Here is an 18,774-nt window from a genome sequence, read left to right on the forward strand (position 1 = left end):
ACCGAGAAGCACCCCCTGCCCTACCTGCTGCCAGGCCGCGCCGATCCAGTTCGCTGGGACCCCAGCGGCACCAGAATCCCGCCGCTCGAACCACTCGCGGACACGCCGTCGTTCAGGAAAAACAACTCTCGCCCGGAGCGGATTTTCGGCACCTTTGGAGGACGAGATTTGCCCTTGAACACGTCCATATCGGCTGCCGATACCCCTGTGGCTTTGAGCTTCTGGAGGTACAAAACCGTCTCGTTCGGCAGCGGTCGGCCGCTCTGCACATGCGCTTCGTAGCGCTCCGGTCCAGCATTGTAGGCTGCGAACAGGCCGGGGAAGCCGAAGCGATCATACATGGCGCGCAGATAGGCGGTGCCGGCCAGAATATTGTCGCGTGGGTCGCGCGGATCGGCGCCAAGACCATGCTCGACGCGCAGTTCTCCATAGGTGCCAGGCATCACCTGCATCAAACCGATCGCCCCGGCGCGCGAGGTGATTGGCTGGCCATGCAGCGTTGTCCGGCCACGGCTTTCGGCGTCCATGACGGCATAAATCCAGGCCTGTGGAACGCTGAAGCGGCGGCTTGCTTCGACTACAAAGGGCCGCCATCTTGCAAGCTGCGGATCTTGGGATATGACGGCCGGCTGCGCGCCGGTCGCGGCGGAACAGGCGCATGGTGCGATCGACACCATGCCCAAGATCAGGAGGGTTACTCGGTCCATAGCGGCACGAGCCTCCCGCCAACATTTGCAGTCGGCACCGGCCCGAAATACCGGCTGTCGAACGAGCCGGGAGCCTCGCCATTGATCAGGAAGATCTCGTCGGGCCCAAGCGCGCGGCATTCGTTCCACCACGGCAAGGTTCGACCTTGCGTGTCGGTTGGAACGCGGCGGGCGACAATTTCGCCGCCGATGATGATGACGTCATTGAACGCGCAGACATGCTCGCCCGGCTGGGCTGCAATCCGCTTCACCAGCGGCACGTTGCGAGGCAGATAGCCGCGTTGGTCAACAAGTGCGGCGACCATTTTCGGCAGGCGGACAAACACGAAATCGCCCCTGCGCGGCGCGCCGAAGCCAAGCCCATAGAGCCCGACCGGCGCGCTGGCCGAGGCGTTCCAAACCAGCAAAGGCGACGGGTTGGCGAATGCGCTGAAGCCGATCAGAGCAAGGCCGAGACTGGCTGCGGCAAGCGTCTTGCGGGCGCGAACGCGCCGCAAACGGCTGCCGATAAGACGGACAGAAGGCCGCGCGATCATGACCGGCCTCCGTCTTTGGTGCTGGTGGAACCAGGCCGGTCAGCGACGGAGTGAGCGGCGTGCGGCTGGCCTTTCGACCAGGCGTCGAGCTCGTCGATGTGATAGCGGACAAAGCGGCCGTGCTTCCTGAATTGCGGGCCGCCGCCCGTGAGCCGCATCTTTTCCAGGGTGCGCTGGGACAACCCGACATAGTAGGCGGCCTGCGCGGTGTTGAGGAACGGGCTGCCCTTCTTGGCGCGAGCGGCGCGTTCGTTTTCGTCGTCCATGATGATCCTCGTTTCGTCGGCTTCAGAGGAGGCGAAGGATCGGCGAGCGGGAGCGCTCGCGGGACGGGCGAAGAGTCGGGTGGGAGTTTTCGCCGCCCCATAAGGCGGCTCGAGAGCGCTTGAAGAAGCCCCGCTCCGGCCGCGGCGCGGGGCTTTCGCATCAGTCGCACGGTCGGCGGGTTCCAGATGATAACGTAGGTGTCGTCGTGATCCTGGCCGGCGGCGCGGCCGAGATTAGCGTAGAGCTTTCGCGGGCCAACTCGGGCGCTGCGATCGACAGGCTCACATACTCCTTGCCGGAGCCTCGCCTTCCGGACCCAGCCGGCGCCAACCTCGACGCCTTGCGTCAGCACCCGGAAGTCGGGGTGGTTGTCTTTGACTGATTGGGCACGATGGCGATGTCGGCGCGGACGCTGAGCGTCTTGAGCAGGCCCTTGTAGCTGCCGTTCTCCTGCTTGATGACGTATCCGATCGCGGTCATTCCCACGTCTTCTTTTTGTTCTCGCCGGGGACCATTCCCCTGCGATGGCTGACCGGGATGGGCGCGTCCGGCCCGCCCGAACCCGTAAGGGCCGCAGCGGAAGCGGAGGACCCGAGCGGGCAACTTTTTTTGAAGCGTAAGCGGCGCGAGGAGCCGCCGTAGGCGACGGGGAAAAAAGCTGACGGCGAGGGTTTCGGGCGGGCCGTATCCGCCCATAGGTCATCAAGCCAGGTGCAGGGGAATGGTCCTGGCGAGAGCCGAAGAGACGGATTGCCCGCCGGTCGGCGGTGCGGAAACCGCCGCGATCCGTGTAGCAGGATACCGGGAACGCCATCCAGCGCGGCAGCCAGCCTTCAACTTTCTGCCTCTCGTTCTCGCCGGAAAGGAAGTCGCGAATGATCTTCTTGCGCGTCTTCACCTTCTCCGAAGAATTGCCTTCGGCGACCTGACTGCCGCCCACCTCGGCGAGCATTGCGTTGGCGACTTTCCTGTCGCGCAGCAGGTCGAAGAAGGCATCGTCCGGCTGCCAACAGGTGAAAGCAGCCTCAGTGCTGCTTTCCGCAACGCTTTCGGCAATCGCCGCGTTGGCGGCGCGCGGTGGCTCGACGCGCACCGTCCAGAGGCTCGACCCGGCAATGGCATGCGCCACCATCAGGAGGAGCGCTGCACCCGGGTGATCGAGCAAGGCGGCGCGCACGGCGGCATGGCGATGCAGATCGACATAGTTCTGCAGCGGGCCGGATAGCTTCGGGGCGCGACGGCTTGGCCGGTGTCTCCGCTTCCTCGCTAGCCTCGCCATTCGCGCGGGAGCGGCGCGCCTCCTTGCGCGACAGATAGCCTTGGTGGCACTCGACCTCGCCGCGTTGCGAGACGGTGATGACGACCTTGCCGCCCTTCTTTTTCGGCGTTTTTTCGTATTCCCACGCATGGAAATACTGGCCGGGCTCGAGCTGCACCACTTCCGCCGAACCGGCCTCCAGATAGGCCTCGCGCTTGTCGCAAATCGCCTCGTTCTGCTTTTGCCAGAACAGGTCGGCATCGGCGAAATAGCTCTCCTCGCCGAACAGATCCGACACGATGAGGCCGGGATAGTCTTCGATTGGGAACATCGCCACGGGGGTGGAGATCGACTCGCCGCCGAAGAGCCACTGCTTCAATTGCCAGCCGCGTGGCGCGTTGCTCGGGATCGGCATAGAGCGCGAGCCAATCCTCCTGCTGCGCTTTCGAGGCCATGGTGAGATGACGCACCGTCTCGGCGTCGATCTGGGTTTGCGGCTTGAAAGGGTCAGCGGGTTCGCGGTGCGTCCGGCGTTCCGTCGGGTATGTCATGAGTTGGGGGATGCGATCGAGAACGATGAGCAGGATGCCTTGATCGGGGCAGGCATGTCGGCAGGGTGCAGCCTGAAATCTCGCCTCCTATCACGGCGGGCCAGGTTTGGGGCGAGCTCCTCACCCGCATCCGCACGGAGCGGGCCAATTGTCGATTCGCAACCCAAAAAGTCGGCAAGTTGACAATGCGTACTGTCAGACAACGCGCAAAGTCAGGATTTTGAGGTTGGTACGGCGCTTGCACGTTCACGGGATCATCATCCGATCGCTTGTGAGAGCGAGATGGATAGTTAGGCAACATCGAGCAAAGGCACGAATTCGTCATGCGGAAAACTGACTTAGAGCGATTCGTCAACGATTTAGGAAAAAAAGGCAGTCCGCTTGAAAATCTCAAACGACGCGCTGGAGGGCTTGCATCGATCGTAGCGATTGGAAAGAGCCTCAACTACAACATCACGCTTGACGAGGTTAAAAGTTACATCCGATCGAACAGCCGGCACAAGTCCAGTACGAAGAAGCTCAGCGCGATTGCAGGACGCAAGTGTGGTTCGAGCGTTCCGGCCTTGACCAGCTTTGTACAGACCACTGCGTTGGCTAATTCCGCTAGCCCTGCGCAAATCGAGGGAAGAGCTAGAGTCGCTGCGGTCGTATTAGTTGTCGTAATTGCTGTTTTGGTCGCAACCTAACCGCATTGGCTCGGTCGAGCCGGTCTAAAGTAACATCAAAGCAACCCGCGTCGAGGGATGCGATCATGCCATCAGGCGTACAACAGGCCACTTCAAGGGTTGACCCGAAGCCTCGCGAAGACTGGCAACAAATCTTTGCCCAGCGAACGCTGGAGGACCGCCGAATGTTGCCACACGTCAAGCGCTTCATGGAGCGGCTGGCCGGCGACAGGAAGTTCCGCACGGCCCTTTCGGAGAACATCGACGCCCCTCGATCGGTAACAGAGCGCTACGGCATCGAAGTTGACCCAATGGAGATGCTGCCGCTCTGGTGCGGGGACTACGTGGAGCACCGCTTCGAGCCGGAGGCTGCCAGGTGGCCGCTGGTTATGATGTGGGACGAGTACATGGGCGAGATGTTGCGCCATCGCCACCTCCTGCGCGCCGAGGGCGAAATGTTGACAGTCAACCCTCGCTTCCACGCTTGGCGCAAGCGCCAAATCCGGCGCTGTGACGACGAACTAGGCGAGCTGGCGCCGTCGATCACGCACCCCATCATCGCTTTCGAGCTGAGTGAAGGCTGTTCCGTCGGTTGCTGGTTCTGCGGCTTGTCGGCCGAGCGCTTCAAGGGCTATTATGAGTATAGCGAGGAGCATGCCGAGGTTTGGCGCGGTGTGGTCGGTGTCGCGAGCGAGATGTTTGGTTCGGCAGCCCGCACTGGCTTCTGCTACTGGGCCACAGATCCGATCGATAACCCGGACTACGACCGCTTTCTGTTCGGCCACTATCAAATCACGGGCGCATTGCCACAAACGACGACGGCCGCCCCGCTTAAGGATCAGGCGCTCACCAGGCGCGTGCTTGAACTGTTCAAACGTTACGGTAGCGTGACGAATCGTTTCTCAGTGCTGAGCACGAACCATCTCAATCAGATTCACGCGGCGTTTTCGCCCGAGGACCTGATGGGGGTCGAACTCGTCCTGCAGGGCAAAGAGGGGCCGACCGCAAAGGCTTTTGCCGGGCGCGCACGCAAGCGGCAGAAGAAACTCCAGGCAGCCAACACAGATGATGCACTCGCCTTGTCGGGGGACTATCCCACGACGATCGCCTGCGTCTCCGGCTTCCTCGTAAATATGCGGCAAGGACGTATACAACTGGTAACGCCGGTACCGGGTAGTGAACGCTGGCCTCTCGGGTACCGTATCGTGGACGAACGTTTCTTCAGCACGCCCGACGAGTTCCGGGAAGGGCTGCAGTGCATCATCGACGGGCATATGTTCGAAAGCCCACCTCCCAACCGGCCGATCCGCTTCCGCGGAGATCTGCAATACGAGGCAGGGAACGGGTACTTCCATCTCCGCTCACGCAACATTGAACACCGGGTGCTCGACGAGATCGTTCCGATTTCCGTTGGCGATCTGATCGCGTACGGCAACTGCACAGCCTCGGAGCTTATTATGCGGGTCGCAACGGACGGAGCGAGCGCCCTTGCAGTCGCCGATCTGCTGGACCAGTTGTACGCGGCCGGGGTGATCGAAGAGGACCTCGACGACGTTTCGCTTGGCCGAACAGCGGTTGATGACGGGCCGCATGGCTTTGGCTTGTCTGTCCGCTAGGACGCGAATGCCTTCCGGCGACAGAGGCATGGGCAAGACGATGATCACGAAGCGCTTCCGGACCAGCATCCAATATCTTCTCCCCGCTCTCGTCGGGGCCTCTTCTTGGCTCGACGGGCGCGTCAGTGTCTTGGGCACGATGACTGGCGTCATCATCCTTGCGATTGGCATTTCCGGCATCCCGCTGTCTCTGGCTGCTCGTTCTTTATCGACCCTTGTTCTAGCCTGCTTTTCTCACCGAATCTAAGCGCCAGGCTCCGTTGTGACGCGGCGCAGGCGCTGGCATGGCTGTGGAATTCGAGAACGGGCGCGATCAGCGCCGCAGTGTTGCGACGGTCGGGTTGCTCAGCAATGTATCCTGTGTTGTTTGTGAGAAGGGTTCAGGTCCGGCGGCGTCACAGAGCCGCGGCACGTATTCGGGCGTGAGCCAGGGCGAACTCTTCGGCATAGGGACACGCTGAGGCCATCGCCACCTTGATGCGACGAACCGAGACGCACACCTGTGCGCCGATCTTCAGCAGTTTCAATCTGATCGTGCCGCAGCTGGCGTTGGCGAGCCGGGTATGGGCAAGACCGAGGCGACGCAAGGCGCAGATCAGGACATACGCAAACGAGGCGAACCACAGCCGCAGCTGATTGGCGCGCATGGTGTTGGCACTGGTGCGATCGGCGTAGAGGTCGAGCTGACATTCCTTGATCCGGTTCTCCATCTCGCCGCGGGCGCAGTAGAGTTCCTCATAAAGCGCCCGTGCCGCCCAGCGCTCCGGCTTGAGTGACGTCACGATGAAGCGCGGATTGGCGCCCTGCGTCGTCCATTCGGCCTTGGCCACGACCCGCCTGCGGCGTGACCAGCTGTCTTTTGTCGACCATCTGAAGTCGCGGAAGACTCGGGCGGCCTGGCCGCTTTTCCTGGAGACCAGACAGGCTTCCTCGAGGGCCGGGGGCGATCTTGGTTTCCAGCCGTTCGTTGCGGGCGAGCCCGAAGACGTAGTCGACGCGGTTGATCTCGCACCACGCGCAAAACCGCACCAAAACCGTCACGAAAGCGCGGATGATGAAGGCGATTTTTTCCGCGCAGCCGCCGGCATTGCCGAGCATGTTCATTTCATCTTCGAAAATCGAGGCGCAAAAGCTGGAGCCGCATGCCGGATCGGCCATACCGCAGACGCCCGAACCGGCATCGGGTGCAACGCGCGACTTTCGCAAACTGCTGCGGCAGGGTCAGCAAAAAGGGACCCATCGCCGGAAAGAAGATTCGCGAGGAGGAGATGATCCGCTGCGGCTACTACCTGACGGCTGCGGAGCAGCGGCAGTTCGAATTGCTGACGATCAGCAACGGGCACAGCATGACCGAACTGCTGCGAAAGGCTGTTCAGGGCTATATCCGCATTCACAAGCACAAACTGCCGAAGGAATAGTCGGCGGTTTGGAGTCGCTGTCTCTTGCTGCAGCGGGTGATGTTCGTGGCTCTTTTGCGACGCGCAAAAAAGGGCCTGCGGCGAAACACTGCGTCGCGGGCCCTGAGACGTCTTGCCTACTTGGATTGTTTGAGGTGTTTCAGCACCTGGCCGAGGATTGTGTCTCGTCCCGGACGCCCGCTGGCTGCCGCTTTGTCGTCGACCAGCTTTGCGGCCAGTCTGGGCGACAGCGGGATGAAGTCGTAGCCGTGTGAGATGGCTGCGCGGTGAAGATCCTCAAGCGTTTCGAAGGCGCGATCGTGGGTGCCGAGCCAAAGACCGGGCTCGTCGGTTTCTTCGTGCGGGAACGCTTGTAGGAAGTACGTCCGAAGCGGTGGATCGTAGCCGATGACAGCGTCTGGATCGGAGCGCACCTGTCCGGTGACGGTGCCAGTGACGGTGATGGTGTAGCGGCTCATCGCAACCTCCTTTTGTCAGCGGGGGAGCCGGCCCCTTGCGGGACCGGCCACTGATGCCTCACTGGGGGTTGTTCCAGAGGATGACCTTCTTGTTTTCCTCGCCACCGGGGGCGGGAGCGAGATTGCCGAAGATGACGCCGATCTCGGGGGCTTCCAGCTTGACCGAGAGGTATTCCTCGCCCGAACGCTGGGAGATGCGGTGCCAGCCGGCTCCGATCTCGAAGCCCGTGCGCTTGTTGACGATCCGGTAGTCGGGGGCGTCCTCGCGCGACTTGTTGGTGTTCGGGATAACCGTGATCGGGGCATTGACCCGGAGCGTGGCAAAGACGCCTTCCATCGAGCCGTCAGCCTTGGTGGTGAGGTTTGCGATCGTGGTGGCCATGGTAGTTCTCCTTCGTTGCATCGGGACCATTCCCGATGGCGCCAAAGGAGAGGGCCGTCCTGCTGCGGTCATCTCGGCGAAAATTCTGGAAAATTCTGTTTGCCGAAAAATTGCGGGCAGGCCCTTCGCCTGCCCGCAGACAAAAAACAGAAATCGAATTTTCCTGAATATTCGCCGAGTGTACCCCCAACGGGGGTTGACCGCACAAAGCAGGCGGTCGTCTACAAAGGCGACATGAAACGGGAATGGCCCCGGATGCGACCGAAGGAAAAGAACTCAGGCCGCCATCGCCAGACCGCCGACGCAACGCTGGCGGATCGCAGGAACATGCTGCAGCCTCTCGGGTCATATCGTCGGTATTGCCAACACACATCGAACAGCAGCCCGGCGCGTGAGCGCCTTGCGTGTTCGGTATGGCGGCATAGCGGTTTCGAGATCGGGGCCGGCTGGCAGCGGCCTTCAAGCCCCTCGGGGATGATATCGCGCAGTCAGGTTGCATGACCCGGCAAGCCAGGATGTTGTTCGGCACGCTTGCACCCGCTTCAGAGGCGAGAAAAGATGATCATCCGCACAAAGCCCCGCGGCTCTGCGCGTGGACCGGTTTCGAAGGGGGCCGGCTCCGTCCGCTCATACAAGTGGATTAGGCGGCGAGGAGCCGGATCAACATATTGGATTGAACCCGCCGGGCTGTCGGGGGGACCGCATCCATCATCCTGGCAACGCCAGACGCTCGTCCGGTGTCATGCGGGCTTCCGCTTGGCGGCGAATGTCCGTACCTGCATTGCGCAGCATGGCGCACCAGTCCTCCACATTGTACGTCGTCGCCATCTGGCCCCTGGCCAGATCGTAAATGACGCACGGCTTGTTCGCGATGGCGAGCCGAAGCACGTTGACGGCCGTGCCCGGTGATGCGCCGTCCCAGACCATCATGCCAAAGTCGGCGCGCCGCGCCATTTCCCGGTCCTTGGCGGCGTGGACCCAGTATCCTGTGGCGCCCTCAGGAGAAGGAACATGGTAGGCGGCCCAGTCGCCCAGATTGTTGCGGGGTTCCTTGCCGGCATAGAAGACCCCGACATGCTCGTACTTGTAGCCGGCGAGCAGGCCCTGCGCCTCGGCATCGGCTCCAGGCGCGTCGCCAATCAGCACGCCGTGCTCGGCAGCAACGATTGCGCCGATGCGAGCGATGGCAGGTTCCGGCAGCTCGAATATCTCGCGTGATCCGCCTATGAATATCATTGACATCGTGACTTTCCCTTCTCTCCAGCGCCCCCGCCCCGCGCCGGCCGCCCTCTCCCCCTTGGCGCCCTGCGCGAGGGATCGTCACCCGAAGGCCGAGACGGCGAAGCCGGCTCGGGGAGCGGCGGGACGCCGCGACTAGAGCCCGGCCGGCCGCAGGCCGGCGCGCCCGGACCCTGCCGCCAGCCCATAGACTCATGTCCTGTATCGAGCGCAAGAGCACCGACTGATTGTCCCGCGCGGGAATGAAGCCCCAGCTCTGCGAGTAGCGCTCGGCCTCGGCGTCGATCGCCCGACCACCACCGCGCGGCCGCCGACGATGTCGGCGCCGGCGACGCAGCGATGCAGCGCGTGGCGGAAATCGGCAATCGTCTTGTGGTCGGGAACCAACTTGCCTACCAGCCACATGACTTCGACGTTTCGCTTGCATTCACGCTCGATACGGCGGGAGGAGCGAACTTCGTTCAGATACGCGTAGAGATATAGTTTGAGCAGATCGCTCGGATCGTAACCTGGTCGACCTGTTGGCGCAGATGTTGCCCGTTGGAAGCCCAAAGCGGAAACATCAAGGTTCTCAACGAATGCGTCGATGACCCGTACTGGGGAATCCATCTCGACATAGTCATCGACCGTCGCTGGCAGCAACGTTGCCCTGACGCCGATCAATCCCTGCGATGTATGCAATGCTCATTCCACTGCTTCGGGTGGAAACCATAGCAGAATCTGAAGGATAGCGGCTAACAATCTGCATCTCGCCGCCTTGCGGCATGATTTTTACTGTCGTCGCTCAGTCACGCTTCTGCCCTGGTTTTGGCTGATGCAGCCGACGCTTCACGTTCGGCCGCAGGGCGTTACGCACATCCTTATCCGTCACGGCGAGATCGAACCATTCGGGATCGAAATACCCACCACACCACCGTTTGGTATCGGCGTGTTCGGGGTCTGCTTTATCTGACACGATTTCCAGAAAACGCTCGTATCCGGGCACGCCGCCGACATCTTCGGGCGGCCTGGCACGCGCCCCATCGATGCAGCTCCCATGCTTAGGTGCGGCATCGAAGGTGCCAAATTCCTCGACTACGATCGTATGGCGCCAGCTATCGCCGAAGTCATAGAGATAACTGAAGATGGCCCCCTGTTCGAAGTCGCGAAGATGGACGTCTCGGGAGTTGAAGACACGAGGGTCATCCTCAAAGGCATCCTCAGTCAGTAACTCCACATCGCTGTAGCGCAATCCACCGATCCGAAACTCGTGAAGGTGGTAATTCCACCAATTGAAAGCCGCCTGGACGGCAAGATGCAGTTGATCGAGATTCCAGTTTGCCGGCAAAACCAGCCGACGCCAGACCTCCGGCTTGATCTCATCCAGTGATACATGAATTTGTACGGCATTGATGGCTCTGAACATACGGCATGTGAACAGAATGGCTGGGAAGGGGTCAAGTCACGCCGCCCATCATCCATGAACGACGCCGTTTCCCGCATGGCGTTTTGACACAGCCTGTCACGCGCCGTCCTACGCGAACCGCCAGACGGGGATGCCCAGCCGACGAGCCTTGTCGGCAAGGTTGTCGGTGATGCCGGAGCCGGGAAAGACGATCAGGCCGTAGGGCACCACGGAGAGAAGCTGGTCGTTGCGGCGGAACGGAGCCGCCTTGGCGTGCCGGGTCCAGTCCGGCTTGAAGGCGATCTGGGTGACCTTGCGGTTCTCGGCCCAGCAGGCGGCGATGCGCTCGGCGCCGCGCGGGCTGCCGCCGTGGAGCAGGACCATGTCGGGATGCTTGTCGCGGGCCTTGTCGAGCGCGTCCCAGATCCGGTCGTGATCGTTGCAGTCGAGGCCGCCGGCGAAGGCGATCTTGGTCCCGGCTGGAACGAGCACCTCGGTTTCGGCGTGGCGACGGGCGGCGAGGAAGTCCCGGGAGTCGATCACCGCAGCGGTCATCGCCTGGTGGGAGACCTTGGAGCCGGTGCGCGGCCGCCATGCCGATCCGGTCTGCGCCTCGTAGAGGTCGGCGGCCTCATCGCGCATGATTTCGAGCACGTTGCGGCGTTCGATATAGCTGATGCCTTCCGCGGTCAGCCGCTCCAGCTCGACGGACTTTACCTCCGAGCCGTCCTGCTCCTGCTGGCTCGAGCGCTGCGCCTCCTCGTTGCGGTCGAGGCTGCGGGCGACGCGCTCGGCGGCACGGTGGAAGACGTTTGCGAACGACCAGAGCAGGTCGTCGAGGTCGGGTTCGAGCCTGGTGTCGCCAAGCATGCCGGCGAAGGTCTCGACGATGTCGGCGAGGCCGGCCCGGATCACCTCGTCGTCGGGAAGTGGCCGAGGATCAGGTTCGTCCTGATGCGGGCGATGGCCGTACATCTGCAGTTCGAGGATGACTCGGTCGGTCGGCGAGGAGGCGTGGTAGGGCTCGTAGGCGTCGTCGAGAGGAAGCTCGTAGGTCATGGCGGTGTCTCCGTCGGTGGTGGCCGCGCCTATCGCGGCCTGACAGCGCATCCCGGCCGCGCCCCAGGCGCGGCCGCACCGAAGGCCGGAGCGCGAGCGGAGGACGGCGCAGCCGTTGCGGCCGTGACCGGGGGGTGGCAGGGGTCGCCTCTCGGGCAGGCTGCGGGCGCGGCCTCTCCGGTGGACCGCCGCCACGTCTGCAGGCTGTCCGGCGACGTCGCGGCGGCGCGCGGGCCGGCCCGCCCCGGGTGAGCTGGTCGCGGAGCCATGCCGCGAGACGGGCGGGCCCGAGATGACGCAGATCGTCGTTGAAGTCGCCGAGCTGCGGCCGCAGCACCAGGGCGAGAAGCCCGGCCTCGCCGGCGCGCTGGCTGAGGCGCTCGATGCCGTGCCGGCCGGCAGCGTCCGCATCGGCCGCGATGTAGAGGCGGCGACAGTCAGGCGGGAAGATCAGGCCGGCGAGGTGGTTCGCCGAGGTGGCGGCGGCAACCGGCAGAGCCGGCATCACCACCTTAAGCGACGCGATCGTCTCGAACCCCTCACCGGCGGCCACGGCCGGGACGGGCACACCGGGCTCAAGGCCAAGCCAGATGGCGTTGCCCAAGAGATGACCCAGGGAGCGGCGTGGGTGGGCGAGGTGCGCCTTGCCCTGACCCGAGGGATCAAGCCAGGTGCGTTGCAGGCCGGTGATCTGCCCGTCGAAGCTGGTGACAGCGGCAATCAGGGCCGGAAGCGTCCGCGTCTCGCCGGTCACGAAATCCCGGTAGTAGCAGCCGGCATGGAAGCGCAGCGCACGCTCATGCACGGAGAGCAGAATGCCGCGGCCGGCGAGGTATCGTTCGGCCAGCGTGCCGGCGATCGGCTGCGACATGGCGAACAGCCGACGCGCGGCATCGGGGGAGCCGCGCGCCGCGGCAGGCCGGCGCTGCGCGCCGAAGGGGTGGGCCGCAGGCTGGGACGGTGGCAGCGGCATGGAGAGGAAGCGACGTGCTTCATCCGCGACTTCGCGGAAGTCGACCAGACCACAGCTCAGCTCGATGACGTCGAGCAGGTCGCCATATTCTCCGCTCGCTTCATCGACCCATTTTCCAGCTGATCCTTTCGCGTTGGCCTTCAGCCGCACATGCATGGAGCGGCCGCGGGCGTTGCGCACATCGCCGACAATCCAGTAGTTGCCGGAGCGATGGCCGTTGGAGAGATATTCGCGGCACACCGCCTCGGCATGTTCGCCAAGGCGGCGTGCCAGCTCGGAGGCCGAGACGGTCATGATCGTCTCCCCTCACGCCACTGACGCGCGGTCGGTGACGCCGACCAGTGTGTGGCGGTCGAGCAACGCGGCGAGGATGGACGGCCCCTTCTCGCTCGTCGGGATGAACAGCCGGAGCTTCCAGGAGATGATTTCGGAGATCAGGCCCAGCGCCTTCAGGCGGGGAACAAAAGCGTCGGTAAAGCCGGTCAGCTCGATACGGTGGTCGTTCATGACCCGACTGCGGCGCAGGATCAGTCCGTCGGCGAGTTGCAGTCCGATCCGTCCGTCGACGAGCCCGGTCCAGGCATCTCCCGGCGCGAGCCTCGGCGCATCGGAAAGACCCAGGTTGCGAAACAGGGTCGTGACCAGCGGTGTTGCGATGTGGCGGCCGATGATGCGCTCCCCGGCATCGGTCTGCATACGATAGACTCGGCAGTCGTCGTCCGGCAGCCTCCGCCAGATAGGCAGCAGGAGGCCGGTGACGACATGGAAGATGCTTGTGGTGAACTCCGGGACGGCGGCGACTTCCGAGTCCCACAGCTCGCAGAACTCTTTCCGGTCGGCGGGCTGCCAGTGGGTTTTGGCAAGGGCGTCTAGGCCAAAGCGTAGTTCGTCCGTCGGCCGCAGCAGCCTCACACGGTGCTCTATCGCTCCGTCGTCGAGCATCAGGCTTGCTGTGGGTAGTTGTATCGCCGCGCGGCTCGATCGCGAGTTGACGAGCATGGCCGATCGCGGCTCCGCTCGGGCGATCGCGAGAGCATCGGCCAGACCGAGTGGGCGGACGCGGTCCTTGCGGGCGACGCTCAGCACATGCGACTGCGCGCCCGAGACCGGATGCGTGTAGACCGTGCGGCGATCGGTGACGACGATGCTCTCCGCCGTGATCGTCTCCAGACCTTTGTCATAGGAGCCGGCAGCGATCGCGCCCTCGACCTTCGCCGTCATCAGTTGCTCGAACACCTCGAACAGCAGATTCTGGGTTTCGATGCGCAGCGCCAGCAGGCGGTTGAGCCAGGTCGTGATCGGCGGCAGGTCGTCGCGCAGCCCGCCCTCGTCAGTCGTCAGCGACAGTCCGGTCACAGTCTCGAAGGTCGTGAGCGAGCAACCCTCGATCTTGCCCTGATGCAGCAGCATGTAGAATTGGCGAAGTGCGGCCCGCGCGTAGGGGCTTTCGAGATTGTCCTCGGCACGGAACAGCCCTGCCCCGCCGGTCTGGCGCTGGCCGCGCGTGATCGCACCCAGCGTGTCGAGACGCCTGGCGATGGTCGACAGGAAGCGCTTGCCGGCTTTCACGTTCGCGGCCATGGGCCGGAACAGCGGCGGTTGCTTCTGATTTGTGCGGTGGGTGCGCCCGAGACCCTGGATGGCATTGTCGGCGCGCCAGCCGGCCTCGAGCAGATAATGCTTGCGCAGTCTTTGGTTCTTCGCACCGAGATCGGCATGATAGGAGCGGCCAGTGCCGCCAGCGTCGGAAAAGATCAGCACGCTTTTGTCGTCGTCCATGAAGCTCTGGGTCTCGGCGAGATTGGCAGAGATCGGGCGATGCTCGACGGCGAGCCGGGCAATGCCGTCGCGGCCGATCTTCTTCACGATGCGGCGCGAGCGGCCGGTCACCTCGGCAACGGTGTCGGCGCCGAAGTGATGGAGGATCTGGTCGAGCGCGCTGCCGACCGGGGGCAGCGAGGCGAGTTTTTCGATCATCTCGTCGCGCCGACGAACGGCCTCCCGGCATTGGACGGGATTGCCGTCGGCGTCGTGGACCGGCCGCGAATAGACGTTCCCCTCGGCGTCCGAATATTCCTCGAACAACTGGGTGGGGAAAGAGTGCATCAAGTAGCCGCCGACATACTCGCGCGGCGTGACGTCGACATGCAGGTCAGACCATTCCTCGGTCGGGATCTCGGCCAGCCGTCGTTCCATCAGCGCTTCGCCGGTCGAGACGATCTGCACGACCGCCGAATGACCGTGGGCGAGGTCCTGTTCGATCGCGCCGATCAGGGTCGGCGTCATCATCGAGGTGATGAGATGACTGAAGAAGCGTTGCTTGGTGCTCTCGAAGGCTGAACGCGCCGCCGATTTTGCGTCGCGGTTCAGCGTGCCGGCCTCGCTGGTGATGTTGGTCGCCTCGAGTGCGGCGGTCAGGTTGTTGTGGATGACCTGGAAGCCGTCCGCATAGGCGTTGTAACTGCGGATCTGCTCGTCGGTCAGCGCGTGCTCGAGCAGATCATATTCGACGCCGTCATAGGAGAGCGAACGCGCCGCATAGAGGCCGAGAGATTTGAGATCGCGGGCGAGCACTTCCATCGCCGCGACACCGCCATCCTCGATCGCGGCGACGAACTCGGCGCGGTTGGCGAAGGGAAAATCCTCGCTGCCCCAGATGCCGAGACGCTGCGCATAGGCGAGGTTCTCGACCGCGGTCGCACCGGTCGCGGAGACGTAGACGACGCGCGCGTCGGGAAGGGCGTGCTGCAGCCGCAGTCCCGCCCTTCCTTGCTGCGACGGGGCGACGTCGCCACGCTCGCTTTTGCCGCCAGCAGCGTTGGCCATGGCGTGGGCCTCGTCGAAGACGATGACGCCGTCGAACGATTTTTTCTCCGCCGACAGGTTTACATCAATCCCCGTCGAGCCTTCGGCCCTCCTCGCCGAATTTTCCTTGTTCCCAGTCGGGGCGTCGGCCCTCCCTGCCTCTTGGCCAACCCAGTCGAGGATCTGGGCGATCCGGGATTTCTTGCCTTCCCGTTCCTGTGAGCGCAGCGTCGCGTAGGTTGTGAACAGGATGCCCTCTGCAAGGCGGATCGGCGTGCCCTGCCGATAGCGCGACAGCGGCTGGACGAGAAGTTTTTCCTGGCCAAGTGCCGCCCAATCGCGCTGGGCATCCTCCAGTAGCTTGTCCGACTTGGAAATCCAGATTGCGCGCCGGCGACCCTGCAGCCAGTTGTCCAGGATAATGCCGGCGACCTGCCGGCCCTTGCCGCAACCGGTCCCGTCACCCAGGAACCATCCACGGCGGAAGCGCACAGCATTCTCAGTGTTCTCCGGCGCGGCCGCGACGACATCGCAGGTCTCGTCGACTGTCCAGGCGCCGTCGAGGTGGCCGCGATGCGCCTCGCCCGCATAGATCACGCTTTCGAGTTGGGCGTCCGACAGCAGGCCGTCGTCGACCACGGCGTCAGGCAAGAGGGGGCGGTATGACGGCTTTGGGGGCGCGACCGCAGCCATCGCCGCTGACTGCACCAGCGGCGTCGGATGGGGCTTGGCGCGGGGTATGTCGATCGACTGGAGGGCATAGGGCTCGTAGATCGCATCGGTCAGCCGGCCCCCCTCCTCCGGCATCCAGTCGCGCAGCTTGTAGGCTATTGGAACGGCGGGCGTGCCGCTTGCTACGAGCGCCCGGGTGGGCTCTGCCCGGCCAGTCGGGCCGGCTGCTCGAACAGACTTTGGAGATGTCGGTGCCGCGGCTGGGGGCACGGCTTTTGCAGCGGCACGGCCGGACATGCGCGCCGCCGTGTTCGCCAGGATTCGCTGCGACAAAGCTCCGATCGAATCTGGAAAGCCGCCCGGTGTCCGGGGCGGCACGTCGGAGATCCAGGAGAGCAGCGTCTCGGCATTCATGGCCTTGCCCCGCGAGCCGGGAAAGCTGGTCGGGTTGGTAGCGGGAACCTTGTCGATGACGGTCAGGCGGGTCTCGGCCGTGGTCCCATGGCGAGCGTAGACACCGCCGTCGATCGCCGCGGTGAACACGACGCTGCCCTGCTGCTGCAGCCGTTCGAAGCCGCGCCGCCATTTGGGATTTTCAGGAGAAAGACCGGTGCCGGTGATCGCAACCAGGCGGCCGCCCGAACGCAGGCGGGCGAACGCGGAGGAGACGTGTCGCCAGGCGGCATCGGCGACATGGCCGTCGACATAGGCGCCGACGGTGAAGGGCGGGTTCATCAAGACGACCGAGGGCTCGATCGCGGCATCGAGATGATTGTCGATATGCGCTGCGTCATGCCGCGAGACCCGGGCTTGCGGAAACAGCAACGCGAGGAGATCGGCCCGTGTCGCGGCAAGCTCGTTGAGGACGAGCGATGCCCGGGCGATCTCGGCATGCACGGCGAGCAGTCCGGTACCGGCCGAGGGTTCGAGGACGACGTCCGAAGATGCGATCGCCGCGGCTTGTGCGGTAACGAAAGCGAGCGGCAGCGGCGTGGAGAGCTGCTGCAGGGCCTGGCTTTCATCGGACCGTCGCGTATGGGTGGGAAGAAGTTCAGCGATGCGCTTCATCATCGCCAGCGCTGCACGCGGCGTGGTGCACCGGGACAGGATCGCAGGACCGACTCGGCGCAGGAAAAGCACCTCGGCAGTTTCGAGCGCCTCATAGGCGTCCTTCCAGACCCAGAACCCTTGCGCATCGCTGCCGCCGAAGCAGTCGGTCATGGCCCCACGCAATGCCGCGGCGGTGATGATCTTGCCCTCTTCGAGAAAGGGCAAAAGCAGCATTGCCGCTTGGTGGATGGCCTGGGCGCTATCCGCTTGTGCCGGCGGGGCAAGAGAAGCGGTCCTGCGGCCCACGGCCGATGTGATCGAAACGGTGTTCATGGAGATGTCCTTCGCGAGAGGGGGAGTGGCGCCCGCGCCGGCACTCTCTCCGCGCCAGCCGGGCCGCACTCCTCCCGGCTCCCCTCTGTCTCTACGGGTTGCGCTCAACGCCGAGCCGTGGATTGAATGCGCGCACAGGGATGCGGCGGCGACCTGGATCTGTGGAGGTGATGCGACGGTTCAGAATTGGCAGTGCGGTCTACGAGGAGGCAGCGCCTGACCTGCAGGCGGCGCTGGCGAACGCCTACGCCCGCAAGGAACGTCCGCTATGTCTGTGCCGCGAGCCAGGCTGCGCGATGTATGTCGCCCGCATCGGCGACCTTCACCTGATCAAGCGCATGCCGCTGAGAGGCGGCGGGCATGATCCAACCTGCGATTCCTACGATTCGCCTTTCGAACTGTCTGGGCTGGGCCCATTGATGGGCAGCGCGATACAGGTCGATCCGCAGAACGGCATGGCAGCATTGAAGCTGGACTTCAGCTTGTCAAAGACCGGAAGTCGGACAGTGGCTGTGCCTGGTGGCCAGAATTCTGCCGGCGTAACCGCATCTCCCAAGAGGATGTCGCTGCGTGGTCTGCTTCACTATCTCTGGCACGAGGCCGAACTGACGGTCTGGGCATCGCGAGGGGCCGGCAAGCGACATTGGTGGAATGTCCGCTGGCATCTTCTCGAGGCAGCGGCGCAAATGACGGTAAGAGGCGGCCCGCTGGCAGACATGCTGTTGGTGCCCGAGCCATTTCGCGCCGGGAACAGGCAAGCGATCGAACATCGCCGCAACGCGATCCTGGCTCCGGCGTTACCGCCGAAATCCGGCCCACGGAAGTTGCTGGTGCTCGTCGGCGAGGTGAAGGAGATCATGCCCGGCCGCTCAGGTCAGAAGCTCGTCATCAGGCATTTGCCCGGTTTTCCCTTCATGATCGACGATGCATTGCATCGGCGTTTGCAGGCACGGTTCGAGAAAGAGCTGTCACTGTGGGAGGCGGATACGAGCTCACATTTGATAGCGATCGCGACGTTCGGACTGAACCCCGCCGGCATCGCCATTGTTGAGGAAATCGCGTTGATGGTGGTCTCCGAGAACTGGGTTCCTTATGAATCGGTCCCGGAAAAACGGCTTGTCGATGAGCTCGCCCGCCGTGCGAGAAGAGCGTCAAGGGATTGCGCTTTGACCTGCAACCCGACCAGCCGACCGCCGATGCGTTGCTCCAGAACAAGGACGAGCCGATCGCGCTCTTCGTCGTTCCGGCCGGAGCGGACCAGAACTTCGAAGCGTCGCTCGACGAAATGATCGCGGCGCGGCCGGAAATCGACTCCTGGGTGTGGCGGGTCGGCGAAGGCGATATGCCCCCGCTACCGCCTTGAGCTGTGTCGCGGGCAAAATTTCCAGCGAGGCTCAGTAC

14 protein-coding genes and 6 pseudogenes are annotated in these 18,774 nt (G+C 63.6%); 5 read left to right on the forward strand and 15 right to left on the reverse strand.

The window, feature by feature from the left end; translation table 11 throughout:
• Window positions 1–20 precede the first annotated feature (20 nt).
• From AC0YKC_RS30750 to AC0YKC_RS30775, 6 genes and pseudogenes are all read right to left on the reverse strand, one after another.
• Window positions 21–677, reverse strand: a complete 657-nt coding sequence (locus AC0YKC_RS30750; protein WP_488513757.1) for a lytic transglycosylase domain-containing protein — start codon at window positions 675–677, stop codon at window positions 21–23.
• A 17-nt stretch (window positions 678–694) separates the two neighbouring features.
• Entirely contained in the window at window positions 695–1,243 is a 549-nt protein-coding gene (locus AC0YKC_RS30755; protein ID WP_488513758.1) for a S26 family signal peptidase, read from the reverse strand.
• The gene (locus AC0YKC_RS30760) at window positions 1,240–1,509 is read right to left on the reverse strand and encodes a helix-turn-helix transcriptional regulator (protein ID WP_488513759.1); all 270 of its coding nucleotides are present in this window, start codon (window positions 1,507–1,509) and stop codon (window positions 1,240–1,242) included. Before AC0YKC_RS30760 ends, AC0YKC_RS30755 begins: the two co-directional genes overlap by 4 nt.
• Window positions 1,510–1,742: 233 nt before the next feature.
• Window positions 1,743–1,862: pseudogene (locus tag AC0YKC_RS30765) on the reverse strand (DUF736 domain-containing protein); the annotation flags it as partial.
• Window positions 1,856–1,990: a DUF736 family protein gene (locus AC0YKC_RS30770; RefSeq protein WP_488513760.1), complete on the reverse strand. Its 135-nt coding sequence runs from the start codon at window positions 1,988–1,990 to the stop codon at window positions 1,856–1,858. The pseudogene AC0YKC_RS30765 and the gene AC0YKC_RS30770, both read right to left, overlap by 7 nt.
• Window positions 1,991–2,535: 545 nt before the next feature.
• Entirely contained in the window at window positions 2,536–3,183 is a 648-nt protein-coding gene (locus AC0YKC_RS30775; RefSeq protein WP_488513761.1) for a hypothetical protein, read from the reverse strand.
• 459 nt (window positions 3,184–3,642) lie between these two features.
• On the opposite strand from AC0YKC_RS30775, the gene AC0YKC_RS30780 reads away from it, so the two are divergent.
• The 3 genes and pseudogenes from AC0YKC_RS30780 to AC0YKC_RS30790 all read left to right on the forward strand — a co-directional run.
• Window positions 3,643–4,005: a hypothetical protein gene (locus tag AC0YKC_RS30780; protein ID WP_488513762.1), complete on the forward strand. Its 363-nt coding sequence runs from the start codon at window positions 3,643–3,645 to the stop codon at window positions 4,003–4,005.
• A gap of 164 nt (window positions 4,006–4,169) precedes the next feature.
• Window positions 4,170–5,600 (forward strand): radical SAM family RiPP maturation amino acid epimerase, encoded by a 1,431-nt coding sequence (locus AC0YKC_RS30785; protein WP_488513763.1) that lies wholly within the window; start codon window positions 4,170–4,172, stop codon window positions 5,598–5,600.
• Between the two features lie 67 nt (window positions 5,601–5,667).
• A pseudogene (locus tag AC0YKC_RS30790) lies at window positions 5,668–5,816 on the forward strand (ABC transporter permease); the annotation flags it as partial.
• A gap of 179 nt (window positions 5,817–5,995) precedes the next feature.
• Here the strand turns inward: AC0YKC_RS30790 and AC0YKC_RS30795 are convergent.
• Window positions 5,996–6,614 (reverse strand): annotated as a pseudogene (locus tag AC0YKC_RS30795) (transposase); the annotation flags it as partial.
• A 128-nt stretch (window positions 6,615–6,742) separates the two neighbouring features.
• On the opposite strand from AC0YKC_RS30795, the gene AC0YKC_RS30800 reads away from it, so the two are divergent.
• Window positions 6,743–7,018 (forward strand): hypothetical protein, encoded by a 276-nt coding sequence (locus AC0YKC_RS30800; protein ID WP_488513764.1) that lies wholly within the window; start codon window positions 6,743–6,745, stop codon window positions 7,016–7,018.
• Between the two features lie 116 nt (window positions 7,019–7,134).
• Here the strand turns inward: AC0YKC_RS30800 and AC0YKC_RS30805 are convergent, their stop codons facing one another.
• From AC0YKC_RS30805 to AC0YKC_RS30840, 8 genes and pseudogenes are all read right to left on the reverse strand, one after another.
• Window positions 7,135–7,476, reverse strand: a complete 342-nt coding sequence (locus AC0YKC_RS30805) for a hypothetical protein (RefSeq protein WP_488513765.1) — start codon at window positions 7,474–7,476, stop codon at window positions 7,135–7,137.
• A gap of 58 nt (window positions 7,477–7,534) precedes the next feature.
• Window positions 7,535–7,858, reverse strand: coding sequence for a DUF736 domain-containing protein (locus AC0YKC_RS30810; RefSeq protein WP_488513766.1), 324 nt, complete (start codon window positions 7,856–7,858; stop codon window positions 7,535–7,537).
• 708 nt (window positions 7,859–8,566) lie between these two features.
• Window positions 8,567–9,094 carry a hypothetical protein gene (locus AC0YKC_RS30815; RefSeq protein WP_488513767.1) on the reverse strand — a complete coding sequence of 176 codons (528 nt, stop codon included), beginning with the start codon at window positions 9,092–9,094 and terminating at the stop codon, window positions 8,567–8,569.
• A 354-nt stretch (window positions 9,095–9,448) separates the two neighbouring features.
• A pseudogene (locus tag AC0YKC_RS30820) lies at window positions 9,449–9,785 on the reverse strand (transposase); the annotation flags it as partial.
• A gap of 96 nt (window positions 9,786–9,881) precedes the next feature.
• Window positions 9,882–10,502 carry a plasmid pRiA4b ORF-3 family protein gene (locus AC0YKC_RS30825; RefSeq protein WP_488513768.1) on the reverse strand — a complete coding sequence of 207 codons (621 nt, stop codon included), beginning with the start codon at window positions 10,500–10,502 and terminating at the stop codon, window positions 9,882–9,884.
• 108 nt (window positions 10,503–10,610) lie between these two features.
• Entirely contained in the window at window positions 10,611–11,540 is a 930-nt protein-coding gene (locus AC0YKC_RS30830) for a DUF2493 domain-containing protein (RefSeq protein WP_488513769.1), read from the reverse strand.
• 250 nt (window positions 11,541–11,790) lie between these two features.
• Window positions 11,791–12,807: pseudogene (locus AC0YKC_RS30835) on the reverse strand (DUF7146 domain-containing protein); the annotation flags it as partial.
• A gap of 12 nt (window positions 12,808–12,819) precedes the next feature.
• The gene (locus AC0YKC_RS30840; protein ID WP_488513770.1) at window positions 12,820–17,373 is read right to left on the reverse strand and encodes a strawberry notch-like NTP hydrolase domain-containing protein; all 4,554 of its coding nucleotides are present in this window, start codon (window positions 17,371–17,373) and stop codon (window positions 12,820–12,822) included.
• A 170-nt stretch (window positions 17,374–17,543) separates the two neighbouring features.
• Here AC0YKC_RS30840 and AC0YKC_RS30845 point away from each other — a divergent pair.
• Window positions 17,544–18,736: pseudogene (locus AC0YKC_RS30845) on the forward strand (DUF1173 domain-containing protein).
• Window positions 18,737–18,774: the final 38 nt, after the last annotated feature.

It is taken from the genome of Mesorhizobium sp. CNPSo 4661 (assembly GCF_057784215.1).